Annotated in this window: 11 protein-coding genes; 5 read left to right on the top strand and 6 right to left on the bottom strand. The window is 70.7% G+C overall.

Annotation, left to right across the window (positions count from 1 at the left end; translation table 11 throughout):
- Nucleotides 1-86 precede the first annotated feature (86 nt).
- On the bottom strand, nt 87-2684 hold the full coding sequence (gene glgP, locus JOL79_RS05995; RefSeq protein ID WP_210154622.1) for an alpha-glucan family phosphorylase: 2598 nt from the start codon (nt 2682-2684) through the stop codon (nt 87-89).
- Between the two features lie 442 nt (nt 2685-3126).
- Between glgP and JOL79_RS06000 the strand changes: the two genes are divergently transcribed.
- The 5 genes from JOL79_RS06000 to sppA all read left to right on the top strand — a co-directional run bounded on the left by JOL79_RS06000 (nt 3127) and on the right by sppA (nt 12440).
- The gene (locus JOL79_RS06000; RefSeq protein WP_210154623.1) at nt 3127-5166 is read left to right on the top strand and encodes an alpha-1,4-glucan--maltose-1-phosphate maltosyltransferase; all 2040 of its coding nucleotides are present in this window, start codon (nt 3127-3129) and stop codon (nt 5164-5166) included.
- A 31-nt stretch (nt 5167-5197) separates the two neighbouring features.
- Nucleotides 5198-6934 carry a maltose alpha-D-glucosyltransferase gene (gene treS, locus JOL79_RS06005; protein WP_210154624.1) on the top strand — a complete coding sequence of 579 codons (1737 nt, stop codon included), beginning with the start codon at nt 5198-5200 and terminating at the stop codon, nt 6932-6934.
- Between the two features lie 32 nt (nt 6935-6966).
- Nucleotides 6967-8289 carry a maltokinase N-terminal cap-like domain-containing protein gene (locus JOL79_RS06010; RefSeq protein ID WP_307848356.1) on the top strand — a complete coding sequence of 441 codons (1323 nt, stop codon included), beginning with the start codon at nt 6967-6969 and terminating at the stop codon, nt 8287-8289.
- Between the two features lie 140 nt (nt 8290-8429).
- Entirely contained in the window at nt 8430-10712 is a 2283-nt protein-coding gene (glgB, locus tag JOL79_RS06015; protein WP_210154625.1) for a 1,4-alpha-glucan branching protein GlgB, read from the top strand.
- A gap of 39 nt (nt 10713-10751) precedes the next feature.
- Nucleotides 10752-12440, top strand: a complete 1689-nt coding sequence (gene sppA / locus JOL79_RS06020) for a signal peptide peptidase SppA (RefSeq protein ID WP_210154626.1) — start codon at nt 10752-10754, stop codon at nt 12438-12440.
- Between the two features lie 13 nt (nt 12441-12453).
- Here the strand turns inward: sppA and JOL79_RS06025 are convergent, their stop codons facing one another.
- From JOL79_RS06025 to JOL79_RS06045, 5 genes are all read right to left on the bottom strand, one after another.
- Nucleotides 12454-12936, bottom strand: coding sequence for a flavin reductase family protein (locus JOL79_RS06025; protein WP_307848347.1), 483 nt, complete (start codon nt 12934-12936; stop codon nt 12454-12456).
- Nucleotides 12937-13113: 177 nt separating this feature from the next.
- Nucleotides 13114-14031 (bottom strand): ABC transporter substrate-binding protein, encoded by a 918-nt coding sequence (locus tag JOL79_RS06030; RefSeq protein ID WP_230984247.1) that lies wholly within the window; start codon nt 14029-14031, stop codon nt 13114-13116.
- A gap of 195 nt (nt 14032-14226) precedes the next feature.
- Complete coding sequence (locus JOL79_RS06035) at nt 14227-14913, bottom strand: ABC transporter permease (protein WP_210154627.1); 687 nt, start codon at nt 14911-14913, stop codon at nt 14227-14229.
- Nucleotides 14910-15584 (bottom strand): ABC transporter permease, encoded by a 675-nt coding sequence (locus JOL79_RS06040; RefSeq protein ID WP_210154628.1) that lies wholly within the window; start codon nt 15582-15584, stop codon nt 14910-14912. The genes JOL79_RS06035 and JOL79_RS06040 overlap by 4 nt, the downstream gene beginning before the upstream one ends.
- Nucleotides 15581-16636 (bottom strand): ABC transporter ATP-binding protein, encoded by a 1056-nt coding sequence (locus JOL79_RS06045; protein WP_210154629.1) that lies wholly within the window; start codon nt 16634-16636, stop codon nt 15581-15583. Before JOL79_RS06045 ends, JOL79_RS06040 begins: the two co-directional genes overlap by 4 nt.
- Between the last annotated feature and the right edge of the window lie 59 nt (nt 16637-16695).

Consider the following 16695-nt stretch of genomic DNA (forward strand, 5'->3'; position numbering starts at 1 on the left):
CGCGGACGAGGCCTGATCGGCGGCCGGGCGGAACAGGCGGCCGGGCGGAACAGCCCGGCCGCCGGTCGTTCCCGGCCCTCAGACGGTCAGCGCAGCGTGCCGTTGGTCATCCCGACCGGCTCCTCGGGCACGGCGATCAGCCCGAGCTCCGCCGGCGAGGCCATCAGCGGGTGGCTCGGAACGGCCCGGACCGTGTATCCGAAGGCCCCGGTGCGGTCGAGCGGCACCACGCCGGTGTAGTGGGCCCGGCCGTCGTCGTCGACGGAGTCGGCCTTCAGCGTCACATGGCTGGGGGCGATCAGCTCGTCCTGCGCGCCCACCCGGCCGTACGCCGCCTGGACCTGCAGATCCTCGGGCGACAGGTCGCCGAGCGCGATCGTGGCCCGCAGTTCGAGCCGGGCGCCGAGCTCGGGCGTGTCGCCGATCCCGGTGGCCTCCACGTGCTCCACCCGCACGCCCGGCCACGCCCTGGCGACCCGCAGCTTCCACGCGGCGAACAGCTTCGCGTTCTCGTAGCCGTCGCCCACGAGGGCCCGGGCGGAGCCGGCGGCCGGGGTGTAGAGCTGGACCACGTAGTCGTGCAGCATCCGGCCGGCGAGGACCTTGGGCCCGAGTGAGCTGAGCGTGTGCCTGACCATCTCCAGCCACCGCCGGGGCAGCCCGTCGGGCGCCCGGTCGTAGAACCGGTCGGCGACCTCGCGCTCGATCAGGTCGTAGAGGGCGTTCGCCTCCAGCTCGTCGCGGCGCCCGGGGTCGTCGACGCCGTCGGCGGTCGGGATCGCCCAGCCGTTGTTGCCGTCGTACCACTCGTCCCACCATCCGTCCCGGATGGAGAGGTTGAGGCCGCCGTTGAGTGCCGCCTTCATGCCGGACGTGCCGCACGCCTCCAGCGGGCGCAGCGGGTTGTTCATCCACACGTCCGAGCCGGTGACCATGAGCCGGCCGAGCGCCATGTCGTAGTCGGGCAGGAAGACGATGCGGTGCCGGACGTCCTCGGAGTCGGCGAAGCGGACGATCTGCTGGATGAACTTCTTGCCGCCCTCGTCGGCCGGATGGGCCTTGCCGGCGATCACGATCTGGACGGGCTTGTCCGGATCGAGCAGCAGCCTGCGCAGCCGGTCAGGGTCGGAGAGCATGAGGGTCAGCCGCTTGTACGACGGCACCCGGCGGGCGAAGCCGATCGTCAGGACATCGGGGTCGAGCGCCTCGTCCACCCAGGTCAGCTCGGCGTCGCTGGCGCCGCGCTGCCGCCAGGACCGCTTCATCCGCTCGCGCGCCTCCTCCACGAGGCGGGTGCGGAGCTGGCCCCGGATGCGCCAGATGTCGGCCTCCGACAGCTTCTGCACGCTGTCCCAGCCCTGGGCCATGTCGATCATCGAGCTCAGCTCGCCGCCGGCCAGCTCCATCATCTCGCGCCCCACCCAGGTGGGCGCGTGGACGCCGTTGGTGATGGACCCGATCGGCACCTCGTCCACGTCGAAGCCCGGCCACAGGCCCTGGAACATCTCCCGGCTGACCCGGCCGTGCAGCTCGGAGACCCCGTTGACGCGCTGGGCCAGGCGCATGCCCATGACGGCCATGTTGAAGACCGACGGGTCCTTGTCGGGACCGTCCGGCTCCGCCCCGAGCTCCAGGATGCGGTCGACCGCCACCGTGGGCCAGGCGTTGGAGCCGCCGAACTGCCGGGCGATCATGTCGATCGGGAACCTGTCGATGCCCGCGGGCACCGGGGTGTGCGTCGTGAAGACGGTGCCGGCGCGGACGGCCTCCAGCGCCTCCTCGAACGACAGCCGCGCCTCGGTCAGCTCGCGGATGCGCTCCAGGCCGAGGAAGCCCGCGTGGCCCTCGTTGGTGTGGAAGACCTCCGGCTCGGGGTGGCCGGTGATCCGGCAGTAGGCCCGGATGGCCCGGACTCCGCCGATGCCGAGCAGCAGTTCCTGCACGAGCCGGTGGTCGCCGCCCCCGCCGTAGAGGCGGTCGGTCACGTCGCGGGCGGCCGCGTCGTTCTCGGCGACGTCGGAGTCGAGCAGCAGCAGCGGGACCCGGCCGACCTGGGCCACCCAGACCTGGGCGTGCAAGGTCCGGGCGCCGGGCAGATTGATCCTGATCCGCGCGGGCGAGCCGTCCTCCTCCTTGAGGAGCGTCAGCGGCAGGCCCCCGGGGTCGAGCGAGGGGTAGTGCTCCAGCTGCCATCCCTCGGGCGACAGCGACTGGGTGAAGTAACCGTGGCGGTAGAGCAGGCCGACGCCCAGGATCGGCACGCCGAGGTCGCTCGCGGCCTTCAGGTGGTCGCCCGCGAGGATGCCCAGACCGCCGGAGTACTGCGGGAGCGCGGCGGCGATGCCGTATTCGGGGGAGAAGTAGCCGATCGCGGCGGGGGCGCCGTCGAGCGACTGGTACCACCGCGGCGCGGTCATGTACTCGCGCAGGTCGTCGGCGGCGTCGGCCAGCCTGCGGAGGAAACGCCGATCCTGCGCGAGCTCGCGCAGCCGCTCGGCCTCCACAGCGCCGAGCAGCGCGACCGGATCGTGGTCGACACGCTCCCAGACCTCGGGGTCCACCTCGGCGAACAGGTCCATCGTCTCCGGGTGCCACGACCACCGGAGATTCTGGACCAGCTCCCCGAGTGGTGCGAGCTGGGGCGGAAGAACGGTTCGGACGGTGAACCTGCGGATAGCTCTCACGAGGCCAGACCCTAGTTACTCAGCGCCACGACGCGCGACCGAAACACTCTTGAACACTCTCGTCCCTCCTGGGCACGTCCACCGATCGATGATCCTTCCGGATCCCGCATAAGCGCTTTCACCTCCAGCAAACCGGCTCAAACCTCACAAAACTACCCTGCCCGCGGTGATGCGGAGGGCAAGCCATGGGCCCGCGCCCGCAATGATCGATCTCCCCGGGCGGACACGCCAAACACACCTGGCGCACTTTCATTGGCAGGGGTAAGCGTGGACTATTGGGGCAACCCCAGTAGTGACACGAGCGGACCCTCGCCGGTCCTCCCTTGTGCTCCCGCCTGAGCAGGATCCGCAGTACCGAACAGCCGTGTGAACACGCAAAGATCAGTGTGCTGGCCCCGCGAACCCGGTCGCACCCGGTGTGCCGACCCCGAGTTGAGTGACGATGATCGGACGAATTCCCATACAGGACATCCATCCCCTTGTCGACTGCGGGCAGTGGCCCGCGAGGGCGGCGGCGGGCGAGACCTTCGAGATCAGCGCCACCGTGTTCCGGGAGGGACACGACGCGGTGGCCGCCGGGGTGGTGCTCGTCGACCCGGCCGGAGCGCCCGGGCGCCTGCTGCCCATGCGGGAGATCGCCCCCGGCACCGACCGGTGGAGCGTCGAGGTGTCGCTGCCCGCCGAGGGCACGTGGCACTTCCGGGTCGAGGCGTGGGGTGATCCGATCGCCACGTGGCTGCACGACGCCGAGATCAAGATCCCCCGCGGCATCGACGCCGACCTGATGTGCGAGGAGGGCGCCCGGCTGTTCGACCGCGCCGCGAAGGCGGTGCGGGCCGCGGACTGCCCGGCGGACGAGGGCGCCTGCGGCCACCGGGCGGCGCTGCAGGCCGTCGCCGCACGCCTGCGGGACGAGAACATCGACCCCCGGGCCCGCTTCGCCGTCGCGCGACTCCCGGAGACCACCGCCCTGGTCTCCGCGCATCCCCTGCGCGACCTGCTCACCCGCTCCGCGCGGCAGCAGGTCGTGGTCGACCGGCGCCGGGCCCTGTTCGGCTCCTGGTACGAGTTCTTCCCCCGCTCGGAAGGGGCGGAGGTCCAGGAGGGCGTCGGCGCCAAGTCCGGAAATTTCCGGACTGCTGCGCAGCGCCTGCCCGCCATCGCCCAGATGGGCTTCGACGTGGTCTACCTGCCCCCGATCCACCCGATCGGGACGCAGTTCCGCAAGGGCCGCAACAACACGCTGACGCCCGACCAGGACGACCCGGGGTCCCCGTGGGCCATCGGCTCGGAGGAGGGCGGCCACGACGCGATCCACCCCGATCTGGGGACCCTCGATGACTTCGACGCGTTCGTGGCGCGTGCCCGCGAGCTGGGCATGGAGGTGGCCCTCGACCTCGCGCTGCAGTGCTCCCCCGATCACCCGTGGGTGAAGGAGCACCCCGAGTGGTTCAACATCCGGGCCGACGGCACGATCGCGTACGCCGAGAACCCGCCCAAGAAATACCAGGACATCTACCCGCTCAACTTCGACAAGGACCCCGAAGGGCTCTACCGGGAGATCAGCCGGGTCGTCCGGCACTGGATGGACCACGGGGTGCGGATCTTCCGGGTGGACAACCCGCACACCAAGCCGGTGCGGTTCTGGGAGCGGCTGATCGGCGACATCGCCGCCACCGACCCCGACGTGCTGTTCCTGGCCGAGGCGTTCACCCGGCCCGCGATGCTCCAGGCACTGGCCAAGATCGGCTTCCACCAGTCGTACACCTACTTCACCTGGCGGAACTCCAAGGCCGAGGTGGAGGAGTATCTCACCGAGCTGTCCCGGGAGACCTCCCACTTCCTGCGGCCGAACCTCTTCGTCAACACGCCCGACATCCTGCACGAGTATCTGCAGCACGGGGGGGTGCCGGCGTTCAAGATCCGCGCCGTGCTCGCCGCCCTGATGGCACCGACCTGGGGCGTTTACTCGGGGTACGAGCTGGCCGAGAACGTGCCGGTCCGGCCGGGCAGCGAGGAGTACCTCGATAGCGAGAAATACCAGTACAGGCCGCGTGACTGGGCCGCCGCGGAGAGTGAGGGCCGGAGCCTGGCCCCCTTCATCACGCATCTCAATTTGTTGCGAAGAGCCCACCCGGCGCTCCAGGAATTGCGTAACCTACGGTTTCACAACGTCGACCAGCCGGATTTGATCTGCTTCTCGAAGCGGCTGCCCGGTGCCTACGACACGGCCTCACGACGGCACGGCCTAGGCGATGTCGTGCTGGCCGTCGTCAATCTTGATCCGCACAACACTCACGAGGCGACGGTCCGGCTGGACATGCCCGCCCTCGGTCTCGACTGGCAAGCCGAGTTCGTCGTGGACGACCAACTGTCGGGCGAGTCGTACCGCTGGGGGCAGGCCAACTACGTTCGCCTCGATCCGCACATCAATCCCGCACACGTATTCACGCTCCGCCACGGGTCAGCGCACCGCCCGTGAGCGCAGCTCCGCACACCCGGGGAGTCCACAGGTGAGCTCGACGCCGCAGCCCAGCCACATCCAGCCCATCCCGAACACCTTCACGCACGAGAAGCCGCGGGACCAGTACTGGTACAAGCGGGCCGTCTTCTACGAGGTGCTGATCCGTGGCTTCGCCGACTCCAACGGCGACGGCACCGGCGACATCCGTGGCCTCATCGACAAGCTCGACTACGTCCAGTGGCTGGGGGTCGACTGTCTCTGGCTGCTGCCCCTGTACGAGTCCCCTCTCCGGGACGGCGGATACGACATATCCGACTTCATGAAGATCCTCCCGGAGTTCGGCGACCTGGGGGACTTCGTGAGGTTGGTCGAGGAGGCGCACAAGCGGGGCATCCGCGTGATCGCCGACCTGGTCATGAACCACACCAGCGACCAGCACCCCTGGTTCCAGGCCTCGCGGAGCGACCCCGACGGCCCGTACGGCGACTTCTACGTCTGGAGCGACACCGACGAGAAGTACACCGACGCCCGGATCATCTTCGTCGACACCGAGTCGTCCAACTGGACCTATGACCCGGTTCGGGGGCAGTACTACTGGCACCGCTTCTTCCACCACCAGCCGGACCTCAACTACGAGAACCCGGCCGTGCGGGAGGCGATGCTGGAGGTGCTGCGCTTCTGGCTCGACCTCGGCATCGACGGCTTCCGCATGGACGCCATCCCGTACCTGTTCGAGCAGGAGGACACCAACTGCGAGAACCTGCCGAGGACCCACGAGTACCTGAAGCGGGTCCGGGCCGAGGTCGACCGCCTCTACCCGGACCGGGTGCTGCTGGCCGAGGCGAACCAGTGGCCCGCCGACGTGGTCGAGTACTTCGGCGACCCCGTCACCGGCGGCGACGAGTGCCACATGGCCTTCCACTTCCCGCTCATGCCGCGCATCTTCATGGCGGTCCGCCGGGAGTCGCGCTACCCGATCTCCGAGATCCTGGCCCAGACCCCCAAGATCCCGGAGAACTGCCAGTGGGGCATCTTCCTGCGCAACCACGACGAGCTGACCCTTGAGATGGTCACCGACGAAGAGCGCGACTACATGTACTCCGAGTACGCCAAGGACCCCCGGATGCGTGCCAACGTGGGCATCCGCCGCCGCCTCGCCCCGCTGCTCGACAACGACAGGAACCAGATCGAGCTGTTCACCGCGCTGCTGCTCAGCCTGCCCGGCTCTCCCGTCCTCTACTACGGCGACGAGATCGGCATGGGTGACAACATCTGGCTCGGCGACCGGGACGGCGTCCGGACTCCCATGCAGTGGATGCCCGACCGCAACGCTGGCTTCTCCTCCTGCGACCCCGGCCGCCTCTACCTGCCAGTGATCATGGACCCGATCTACGGCTACCAGGCGATCAACGTCGAGGCGCAGCAGAAGAGCGCGGGCTCCCTGCTCCACTTCACCAAGCGGATGATCGAGATCCGCAAGCGCCACCCGGTGTTCGGGCTCGGCGACTTCACCGAGCTCAACTCCTCCAACCCCAGCGTCCTCGCGTTCGTCCGGGAGCTGGGCGACGACCGCGTCCTGTGCGTCAACAACCTGTCGCGCTTCCCCCAGCCGGTGGAGCTCGACCTGCGCAGGTTCGAGGGATCGACGCCGGTGGAGTGCATGGGCGGAGTTCCCTTCCCGGCGATCGGCGAGCTTCCGTATCTTTTGACGCTCCCCGGGCATGGGTTCTACTGGTTCACCTTGCCCGTCACGCACAGCAGGACGGCCGGCACGAAGGAGGAGTAATCACTTCACTTCACGGGCTCCTCGCCGGCTGGATCACCGGACAGCGGTGGTTCGCCGGCAAGGGCCGCGCCATCGATGACCTGTCCGTCGAGACCCTGACCGAGATCGTCGCGGGAGATCCGGGGCTGGTCCACCTGATCGTGTCCGTACGACAGGAGGAGCGCAGGACGCGCTACCAGATCCTGGCCGGCCTCCGCGACCACCTGCCCGACCGGCTGAAACACGTCGGCATCGGGACCTGTGAGTGGGGCGGCCGCGAGCGCCACGTCTACGACGCCATGCACGACGCGTCGCTGACCGAGCACCTGCTGCGCGGGATGGACGCCGACCGGCGGGTGAACGGCGTCGCCTTCCACCGCGTCGCGGGGGTGTCCATCGACACCACGCAGCGGAGCCTGGTGCTCACGGCCGAGCAGTCGAACACCTCGCTCGTCTACGGCGACGCGTACATCCTCAAGCTCTTCCGGCAGCTCAACGCGGGCGTCAATCCGGAGCTGGAGATCATCACGGCGCTGGCCGGGGCGGGGTCGGCCCACGTGGCCCGGCCGTACGGCTGGATCGAGACCGGACTCGACGGCGAGCCGACCACGCTGGCGATCATGCAGGAGTACCTGCCGAACGCCAACGACGGCTGGACCATGGCGCTGACCAGCGTCAGGGACCTGTACGCCTGCCCGGACGCCATGCCGGCCGAGGATGCGGGCGGCGACTTCGCCGCGGAGGCCGGCCGCCTCGGCCAGGCCACCGCCCAGGTCCACCGCGAGCTGGCGGAGTCGTTCCCCACCGGGGTCGTCGAACCGCCGGAGATCAAGCGGATGACCGAGCGGTTCCGCCGCCGCCTCGACCGGGCGGTGGCCGAGGTGCCGCCGCTCGCCCGGCACGCGGAGGTCGCCGCCCGGGCGTACGACCGGATGGCCGACCTCGAGCACGAGATCACGGTCCAGCGGGTGCACGGCGACTATCACCTCGGCCAGGTCATGCGGACCACGGGCGACTGGGTGGTGCTCGACTTCGAGGGCGAGCCGGGGCAGCCGCTCGCGGAGCGCCGGGCGCTCGACTCGCCGCTGCGCGACGTGGCCGGCATGCTCCGGTCGTTCGACTACGCGGCCCGGCACCTGCTGGCCGACCGGCCCGGCGCCGAACGGCTGGAAGGCCGGGCCCGGGAGTGGGCGGCCCGCAACAAGGCGGCGTTCCTGGCGGGCTACTCCGAGGGCGGCGGCCACATCCGGGGCGCGGACGCGGTCCTGCTGCGCGCCCTGGAGCTGAGCAAGGCCGTCTACGAGGTGGTCTACGAGGCCCGCAACCGGCCCTCGTGGCTGCCGATCCCCCTCGCCGCCTTCGGCGACGAGGGCTGACGACCCAGCGGGGGCGCCGGGACACGAGGGTGTTCCGGCGCTCATCGCGTCTTCGGGGGTGACGCCGCCGGGTTCCGGGGCATTGTCCTGTCGGACGGGTTCTGTTGGGTTGTGGGATGGTTCTAGGGCAGGGTTGGAAAATGGATCTGGACCGGCTTGCAGGCGGCGCGCACCACGACCCCCACTCGATCCTCGGCGCCCACATGGGGCCCGACGGAGTGACCATAAGAGCGTTGCGACCCTTCGCGGACAAGGTCGAGGCGCTGATCGATGGCTCGGCCCACGAGATGGAACACCTCGCCTTCGGCGTCTTCGAGACCCGGCTCCCCGGGGTCGACAAGATCCCCGACTACCGGCTCCGGATCACCTATCCCCAGTCTCCGCCGTACGAGACGGGCGATCCGTACCGGCACTGGCCGACTCTGGGCGAGCTCGACCTGCACCTGATCGGCGAGGGGCGGCACGAGCGGCTGTGGGACGTGCTCGGGGCGCGGGCGCTCAGCCATGAGGACGTGGACGGCACGGCCTTCGCCGTCTGGGCGCCGAACGCCCAGGGCGTGCGGGTGATCGGCGACTTCAACCACTGGAACGGCGCGGCCCACCCCATGCGCTCGCTCGGCAGGTCGGGGGTGTGGGAGCTCTTCATCCCCGGCGTCGCGGCGGGCACCCGCTACAAGTTCCAGATCCTCGGGCTCGACGGGGTGTGGCGGGAGAAGGCCGACCCGATGGCCCGCCGCACCGAGGTGCCCCCGGCCACGGCGTCCATCGTGGAGATCTCGGATTACGAGTGGCGCGACGCGGAGTGGATGGAGGCGCGGGCCAGGCGGAACGCCCTCGACGAGCCGATGAGCACCTACGAGGTCCACCTGGGGTCGTGGCGGCCCGGCCTGTCGTACCGGGAGCTCGCGACCGAGCTGGTCGGCTACGTGAAGGAGATGGGCTTCACCCACGTGGAGTTCCTGCCGGTGGCCGAGCACCCGTTCGGCGGGTCCTGGGGCTACCAGGTGACCTCCTACTACGCCCCGACCTCGCGCTTCGGCTCCCCCGACGACTTCCGCCACCTGGTGGACGAGCTGCACCGCGCGGGCATCGCGGTGATCGTCGACTGGGTGCCCGCCCACTTCCCGATGGACGAGTGGGCCCTGGCCCGCTTCGACGGCACGCCCCTCTACGAGCACGGCGACCCTCGCCGGGGCACCCACCCCGACTGGGGCACCTACGTCTTCGACTTCGGTCGCAAGGAGGTGCGCAACTTCCTGGTGGCCAACGCGCTCTACTGGCTCACCGAGTTTCACGTCGACGGCCTGCGGGTCGACGCCGTCGCGTCCATGCTCTACCTCGACTACTCGCGGCGCGCGGGCGAGTGGGCCCCCAACGAGTACGGCGGGCGGGAGAACCTCGACGCCATCGAGTTCCTCAAGGAGATGAACAGCGTCGTCTACCGGGAGGCGCCCGGGATCGTGACGATCGCGGAGGAGTCGACCGCCTGGCCCGGCGTCTCTCGGCCGGTGCATCTCGGCGGCCTCGGGTTCGGGTTCAAGTGGAACATGGGCTGGATGCACGACACCCTGGCCTACCTGGCCCACGAGCCGATCTTCCGGCAGTACCACCATCACCAGCTGACGTTCTCGCTGATGTACGCCTTCTCGGAGAACTTCGTGCTGCCGCTGTCGCACGACGAGGTCGTCCACCTGAAGGGGTCGCTGCTCGGGAAGATGCCCGGCGACGAGTGGCAGCGCTTCGCCGGCCTGCGGTGCCTCTACGCGTTCATGTGGGCGCACCCCGGCAAGCAGCTGCTCTTCATGGGCGGCGAGTTCGGCCAGGGCTCGGAGTGGTCGGAGGCGAACGGCCTCGACTGGTGGGTGCTCGACTTCGACTTCCACCAGGGCGTCCGGCGCCTGGTGAAGGACCTCAACCGGATCTACCGGGAGACGCCCGCCCTCTACTCGCAGGACTTCACGCCCGACGGCTTCCGCTGGATCGACGCCGACGACGCCCCCGGCAACACCTTCTCGTTCCTCAGGTACGGCACGGACGGCTCGGTGCTCGCCTGCGTCGCCAACTTCTCCGGCGCCCCGCACGAGGACTACCACGTGGGCCTGCCCGTCGGCGGGCACTGGGAGGAGGTGCTCAACACCGACGCGTACGAGTACGCGGGCAGCGGGGTGGGCAACATGGGCGGCGTGGAGGCCGCCGGGGTCCCCCACCACGGCCTGCCGTACTCGGCGCGGTTGCGGGTGCCCCCGCTGGGCGCGGTGTGGCTGCGCTCGCGGGTGGAGCCGCCGGCCGAGCTCGCCGACGAGCCGACCAGCATGCTGGTGGAAGAGCTGGTGGAGGAGATCGAACAGGAGACCGAGGCCGGGGCCCCCACCCCGCTGGAGATCGTCCGGGGAGACGACGAGGGGGTGGCAGAACCCGTCTGACGAGCGGCACCCCGGAAACCGTCGCTTATGGTGGCATTCATGGACGCGACGAGGACGATCGTGGAGACCGTCGACAAGCTGCGGCAGCGCCGTACCGCTCCGCTCGTGCTGGAGCTCGATCTCACCGAGGGCCTGGCGGAGGGACCGCCGGCCGACCCGGTCGGCGCGCTGCTGTCGATGCGCAAGCCGCGCCTCGCCGACGTGCTGTCCGGTCTCCGGCGGGCCCGGCAGGATCCCCGGGTCGTCGCCCTGATCGTCCGGATCGGCGGCCACCCGATCGGCCTCGGCATGGTGCAGGAGCTGCGCGCCGCCGTGTTGCGGCTGCGGGCGGCCGGCAAGCGGACGGTCGCGTACGCGGAGACGTTCGGCGAGTTCGGCGCCGGCACCGTGCCGTACTACCTCGCCAGCGTCTTCGAGCGGGTCTACCTGCAGCCGTCCGGCGACGTCGGCCTCACCGGCGTGACCCTTGAGCAGCGGTTCCTCCGCGACGCGCTGGCGAAGGCGGGCGTGGAGTATCAGCTCGGCCAGCGGCACGAGTACAAGACGGCCGCGAACACGTTCACCCAGAACCACATGACCGAGCCGCACCGGGAGTCCACCGCGCGGATCGCCGAGTCGGTGACCGAGCAGATCACGGCCGGCATCGCCGAGGGGCGGTCGCTCGATCCCGGCCGGGTGCGCGAGCTGATCGACCAGGGGCCGTTCATCGGCCCGGAGGCGGTCGAGGCGGGGCTCGTGGACGCGCTGAAGTATCGCGACGAGGTCTACGCGGAGACCGCCGGCGAGGGGACGCACCTGCTCTACGTCTCCCGGTACGCCAAGACGGCCAGGACCAGGCGGTTGCCGCGCCCCGGCGGCGACGTCGTCGCGCTGGTCCACGGCACCGGAATGATCCGTCTCGGCCGCAGCGGCCGCTCGCCGCTGGGCGGCGGCGACGCGATGGGCTCCGACACGATCGGCGCCGCGCTGCGGTCGGCCCGCAGGGACGAGCGGGTCAAGGCGATCGTCTTCCGGGTGGACAGCCCCGGCGGGTCGTACGTCGCCTCCGACGCCATCTGGCGGGAGGTCGTGCTGGCACGCCGGGCCGGCAAGCCCGTGGTCGTCTCGATGGGCGACCTCGCCGCGTCCGGCGGATACTTCGTCGCGATGGCCGCGGACGCGATCGTGGCCCAGCCGGGAACGCTGACCGGATCGATCGGCGTGTTCGGCGGCAAGCCGGTCGTCGGTGAGCTGCTCGGCAAGCTCGGCGTGGTGACGGAGTCGGTGTCCGAGGGCGCGAACGCCGGCATGTTCTCCCCGGCGCGGGCGTTCTCCGCCGAGGAGTGGGAGCGGGTCAACGCCTGGCTCGACCGCGTCTACGACGACTTCGTCGGCAAGGTGGCCGACGGGCGGGGGCTGAGCCGCGAACGGGCCCACGAGCTGGCCCGGGGCCGGGTCTGGACCGGCGCGGACGCCGCCGAGGCCGGCCTCGTCGACGAGCTCGGCGGCCTGGAGGACGCCCTGGTCCTGGCCCGCAAGAAGGCGGGGCTCCCGGCCGGCACGCCCGTGCGGAGCCACCCCCGGATGCATCCGCTGGAGCGGCTGCGCCCGCCGGAGTCGAGCGAGGACCGCTCGGCCGCCGCGCGGCTGCGCCTGGAGGCGTGGGGCCCGCTCGCCCGCCTGGCCGCCGAGCTCGGGCTGCCCTCCCACGGACCGCTCGTGCTCCCCGGCACCTGGACCATCCGCTAGAAGCTCCCGGAGCTCAGGGGACCGGGCGGTAGCGGGAGCGCAGCCGCACGATCGGGCGCCGGGCCGCGTCGACGTAGTCGACGGCGAGCAGTCGCCCGACGAAGAGGGTGTGGTCGCCGGCGGGGACGACCTGGGTGGTCTCCGCCTCGATCGCCGCCGTCCCGCCGTCCACGACGAGGGCGTCGCTGTGCGCCCCGCGATGGTGCGGCACGCCCGCGAGCAGCAGCCGGGCGCTGGGACGGCCGGGGGTCGCGAACCGTGAGGCGACCGTCTGCTGGCCGTCGGCGAGCAGGCTCGCGGCCCAGCGGTCGCGGCGGAGGAGCACCTCGGCCAGATAGCCCGACGAGGCGAGGCTGACCAGCACCAGGGGCGGGTCGAGCGACACCGACATCAGGGTCGCGACCGTCGTTCCGACGTCGTCGCGGTCGTCCCTGACCGTGACCACGGCCACCCCGGCCGCCAGCTGACCCATCGCCTCCGTGAAAAGACCGGTCACTCCGCCTCACGCCCTCGCCTTGTCAGGCCCTCGTCCCGCCGCGGCCCTCGTCCTGCCACAGCCGCCGTCCGCTCCGAGGCCTCCCACCCGACCGTAGCGGGCCGTCCCGCCGCGCGGCGGGACGGGGAGATCGCGCCCGGGGGCGGGGGCGCCGCGCGCCCCCGCCCCCGGCGGCGATCAGACGAGGCCGTTCTGGGTGAGCCAGTCCTTGGCCACCGCCGGCGGGTCGTCCTTGTCGACGGAGATCCGCTTCATCAGCGACAGCAGGGTCGCCGTGTCGAGCTTGGCGGAGATCGCATTGAGCGTGGAGACGACGGTGTCGTTCACTCCCGGCTTGTAGACGATCGGGGTGATGTTGTCGGAGCCGAAGGCGTTCTTGTCGTCCTGCAGCGCCACCAGGTCGTCCAGGACGATCTTGGGGTCGGTCGTGAAGACGTTGCCCACCTGGACGGTGCCGCTCTTGATCGCGTCTGCCGTGGTGTCGCCGGTGGACTTCCACTCCTTGAACTCCAGGCCGTAGACCTGCTTGAAGTTCTCCTCCTGGCGCTTCTTGAACTCCGGCGGGCCGCCGACCGTGAAGTCCTTGGCCACCTTGACCAGGCCGCTGATCGTGCTCAGCCCGTACTTGCCGGCGGTCTCCTTGGTGACCGTCAGGGAGTTGTTGTCCTGCGCCTCGGCCGGGTCGAGGACCTCGAGCTCCGGGGGGAGCTTGGCCGTGAGCCCGGCGAGGATCTCCTCCTTGGTCTTCGCCGTGCTGTTCTTGTCGAGGAAGGCCAGCAGTGAGCCGATGTACTCCGGCAGCACGGTCAGGCCGCCGCTCTTGATCTGGTCGTAGACGACCTCGCGGCTGCCGATGTTGGGCTTCTCCTCGACCTGCACGCCCTTGGCGGTCAGGGCCTGCGCGTAGATCGAGCCGAGCAGCACGCTCTCGGGGAAGTTGAAGGAGCCCACGACGACCTTGGCGGAGGCCCCGCCCGAGCTCGCCGGAGCGGAGGACGGAGTGGCGGACAGCGGGTCGGAGCCCCCGCCGCACGCGGATAGCGCGAGCGCCGCGGTCAGGAAGACCGCCGCGGCGCCGATGAAGCGTCTCATCATGTTCCCTTCATTTCTTGGGGACAAATAGGAGATTAGCGGACCCATCCCGGCCCACCTCCTCTTCACCCCTTGGCCGCTTCACACGGCCATGCCTTGCCGGCCCCCCAGAACTAACACACGGGACCGACAGAACCCGGACATGTGGCCGGAGCCGGACACGGTAAGGCCCAACCACGGCGGCCCGGCTGGGATTTCCTAACGCGCGATCTCCGTGTCCCGGCCGGGACGCGCCCGGACACCGGGGGACACGGCGATCCGGTCGATCGCCGTGAAGGCGAACTGGACGGCCAGGGCGAGTGCCGCGACCAGAACCGCTCCCCCGATGACGCTGGGGTATTCCTTGGTGGCCAGGCCGTCGATGATGAACCGGCCCAGCCCGCCGAGGCCGACGAACGCCGCCACGGTCGCCGTCGCGACCACCTGGATGGCGGCGAGCCGCAGGCCGAGCAGGATCAGCGGCAGCGCGACCGGGACCGAGGTCCTGAGCAGCACCTGACGGCCGCGCAGGCCCATGCCGTACGCGGCGTCGCGCAGGTCGGGGTCGACACCGCGCACGCCCTCGTAGGTGTTGACCAGGATCGGCGGGACGGCAAGCACCACCAGCGGGACCAGGACCGGGAGCACCGTGCCGACGCCGATGAGCAGCACCACGAGCACGAGGAGGCCCAGCGTGGGCAGCGCGCGGGCCGCGTTCGCCGAGACCACGACGAGGAGGGCGCCCCGCCCCGTGTGGCCGACGAGCATGCCCAGCGGCACCGCGATCAGCGCGGCGATCAGGAAGGCGGCGGCGGAGAACTCCAGGTGTTCGAGCAGCCGCGCCGGGATGCCGTCGGGCCCCGACCAGTTGGCGGGATCGCCGAAGAAGCCGGACAGCCAGTTCACGCCGACCTCCGTGCCCGGGACCAGGGGGTGAGCAGCCGCTGCGCGAGCACGAGCACTCCGTCGGAGGCCACGGCGAGCAGCAGGACGAGTGAGATGCCCACGACGATGGGGGTGGGAAACTGCCGCTGCCAGCCGTCGATGAACAGGTTGCCGAGGCCACCCTGGCCGATCAGCGCGCCGAGGCTGACGAGGCTGATGCTCGACACCGTCGCCACGCGCAACCCGGCCAGCACTACGGGCACCGCCACCGGCAGCTCCACCAGCAGCAGCCGCCGTACGGGCCGGAAACCCATCGCGACGGCGGACTGCCGCACGTGCTCGGGCACCGACGTCAGCCCGTCCACGACCGCCGGGATCAGCACGGCGAGCGCGAAGAAGGTGAGCGGGATCACGACGGTGGCCTGCGTCAGACCGGTGACCGACAGGAAGATCGAGAAGAGCACGAGCGACGGGAGCGAGTAGGTCACGTTCATCAGGGCGGCGGTCGGCTGGTAGAGCCGGGGCCACCGGACGCAGGCCAGCCCCAGCGGAAGGGCCACGGCCAGGCCGAGCACCACCGGCAGGAAGGCCATCACCACATGCCCGCCGAGCAGGGCGCTGATGGCCGAGGGGCTCCCGTTGGCCCAGTTGCGCGCGACCCAGTCCCAGCGGACGATTGGCTCTCCGTTCACGCGTCCGCCCGCTCCGCGTCCCCGTCGGCGCGAGGCCCGGACGCTCCGCCCGCGTACGCCGCGAACAGCTCGTCGAGCGCGTCGCGTCCTGCCACTCCGCGGGCACGGCCTTCGCCGTCCACGGCGATCGCCATCCCGTTCGGCGCCAGCAGCGCCGCGTCGAGCGCCGCGCGCAGCGAGTCGGTCTCCGGATCGAACGTCCCGTACGGCGCGAGCCCGCCGCCGGAGCGCCAGCCGAGGGGACGGCCGTCCTCGTCGAGGACCAGATCGGGCGGCACCGGGCCGAGCCGCACCTCCTTGGCCGAGATGAACGACAGCCTCCTGATGCCCCGGTCGCGGCCGAGGAAGCCGCGGACGAACTCGTCGGCGGGCTCGGCGAGCAGCGTGGCGGGCCCGGCCACCTGGGCCAGCCGCCCGCCGACGCGCAGGACGGCCACGGTGTCCCCCAGCTTGATCGCCTCATCGATGTCGTGGGTGACGAACACGATCGTCTTGCGGAGTTCGGCCTGCAGGCGGAGCAGTTCGTCCTGCAGGCTCGTCCGGACGACCGGGTCGACGGCGCTGAACGGCTCGTCCATGAGCAGCACCGGCGGGTCCGCGGCGAGCGCCCGGGCCACCCCGACCCGCTGCTGCTGACCCCCGGAGAGCTGGAACGGGTACCGCCCGGCGAGCTTGGGGTCGAGACCGACGCGTTCGAGCAGCTCCATGGCCCGCGCGCGGGCCCGTTTCCGGTCCCAGCCCAGCAGGTAGGGGACCGTGGCCACGTTGTCGACGATCTTGCGGTGCGGGAACAGCCCGGCCTGCTGGATCACGTACCCCATGCCGCGCCGGAGCGTGGGCGGGTCGATCTCCCGCACGTCCCGGCCGTCCAGGGTGATCCGCCCCGAGGTGGGGTCGAGCATGCGGTTGATCATCCGCAGCGAGGTGGTCTTGCCGCACCCCGACGGTCCGACGAACACGGTGATCGCTCCCGTGGGCACCTCGAGGTCGAGGTCGTCGACCGCCACGGTCCCGTCGCGGTAGCGCTTGGTGACGCCTTCGAATGTGATCAAAGGGATCCTCGTTCTCGAATTCCGGCGGATGTGCGAACGACGCGAGCGTCCCGCAGCTT

It is taken from the genome of Microbispora oryzae (genome assembly GCF_017896165.1).
Taxonomy (GTDB): Bacteria; Actinomycetota; Actinomycetes; order Streptosporangiales; family Streptosporangiaceae; genus Microbispora; species Microbispora oryzae.

Excerpts from the sequence above, each read along its gene's own strand:
- JOL79_RS06000 (WP_210154623.1), top strand. The coding sequence starts at position 3,127 with ATGATCGGACGAATTCCCATACAGGACATCCATCCCCTTGTCGACTGC.
- glgB (WP_210154625.1), top strand. The coding sequence starts at position 8,430 with ATGGATCTGGACCGGCTTGCAGGCGGCGCGCACCACGACCCCCACTCG.
- sppA (WP_210154626.1), top strand. The coding sequence starts at position 10,752 with ATGGACGCGACGAGGACGATCGTGGAGACCGTCGACAAGCTGCGGCAG.
- JOL79_RS06030 (WP_230984247.1), bottom strand. The coding sequence starts at position 14,031 with ATGATGAGACGCTTCATCGGCGCCGCGGCGGTCTTCCTGACCGCGGCG.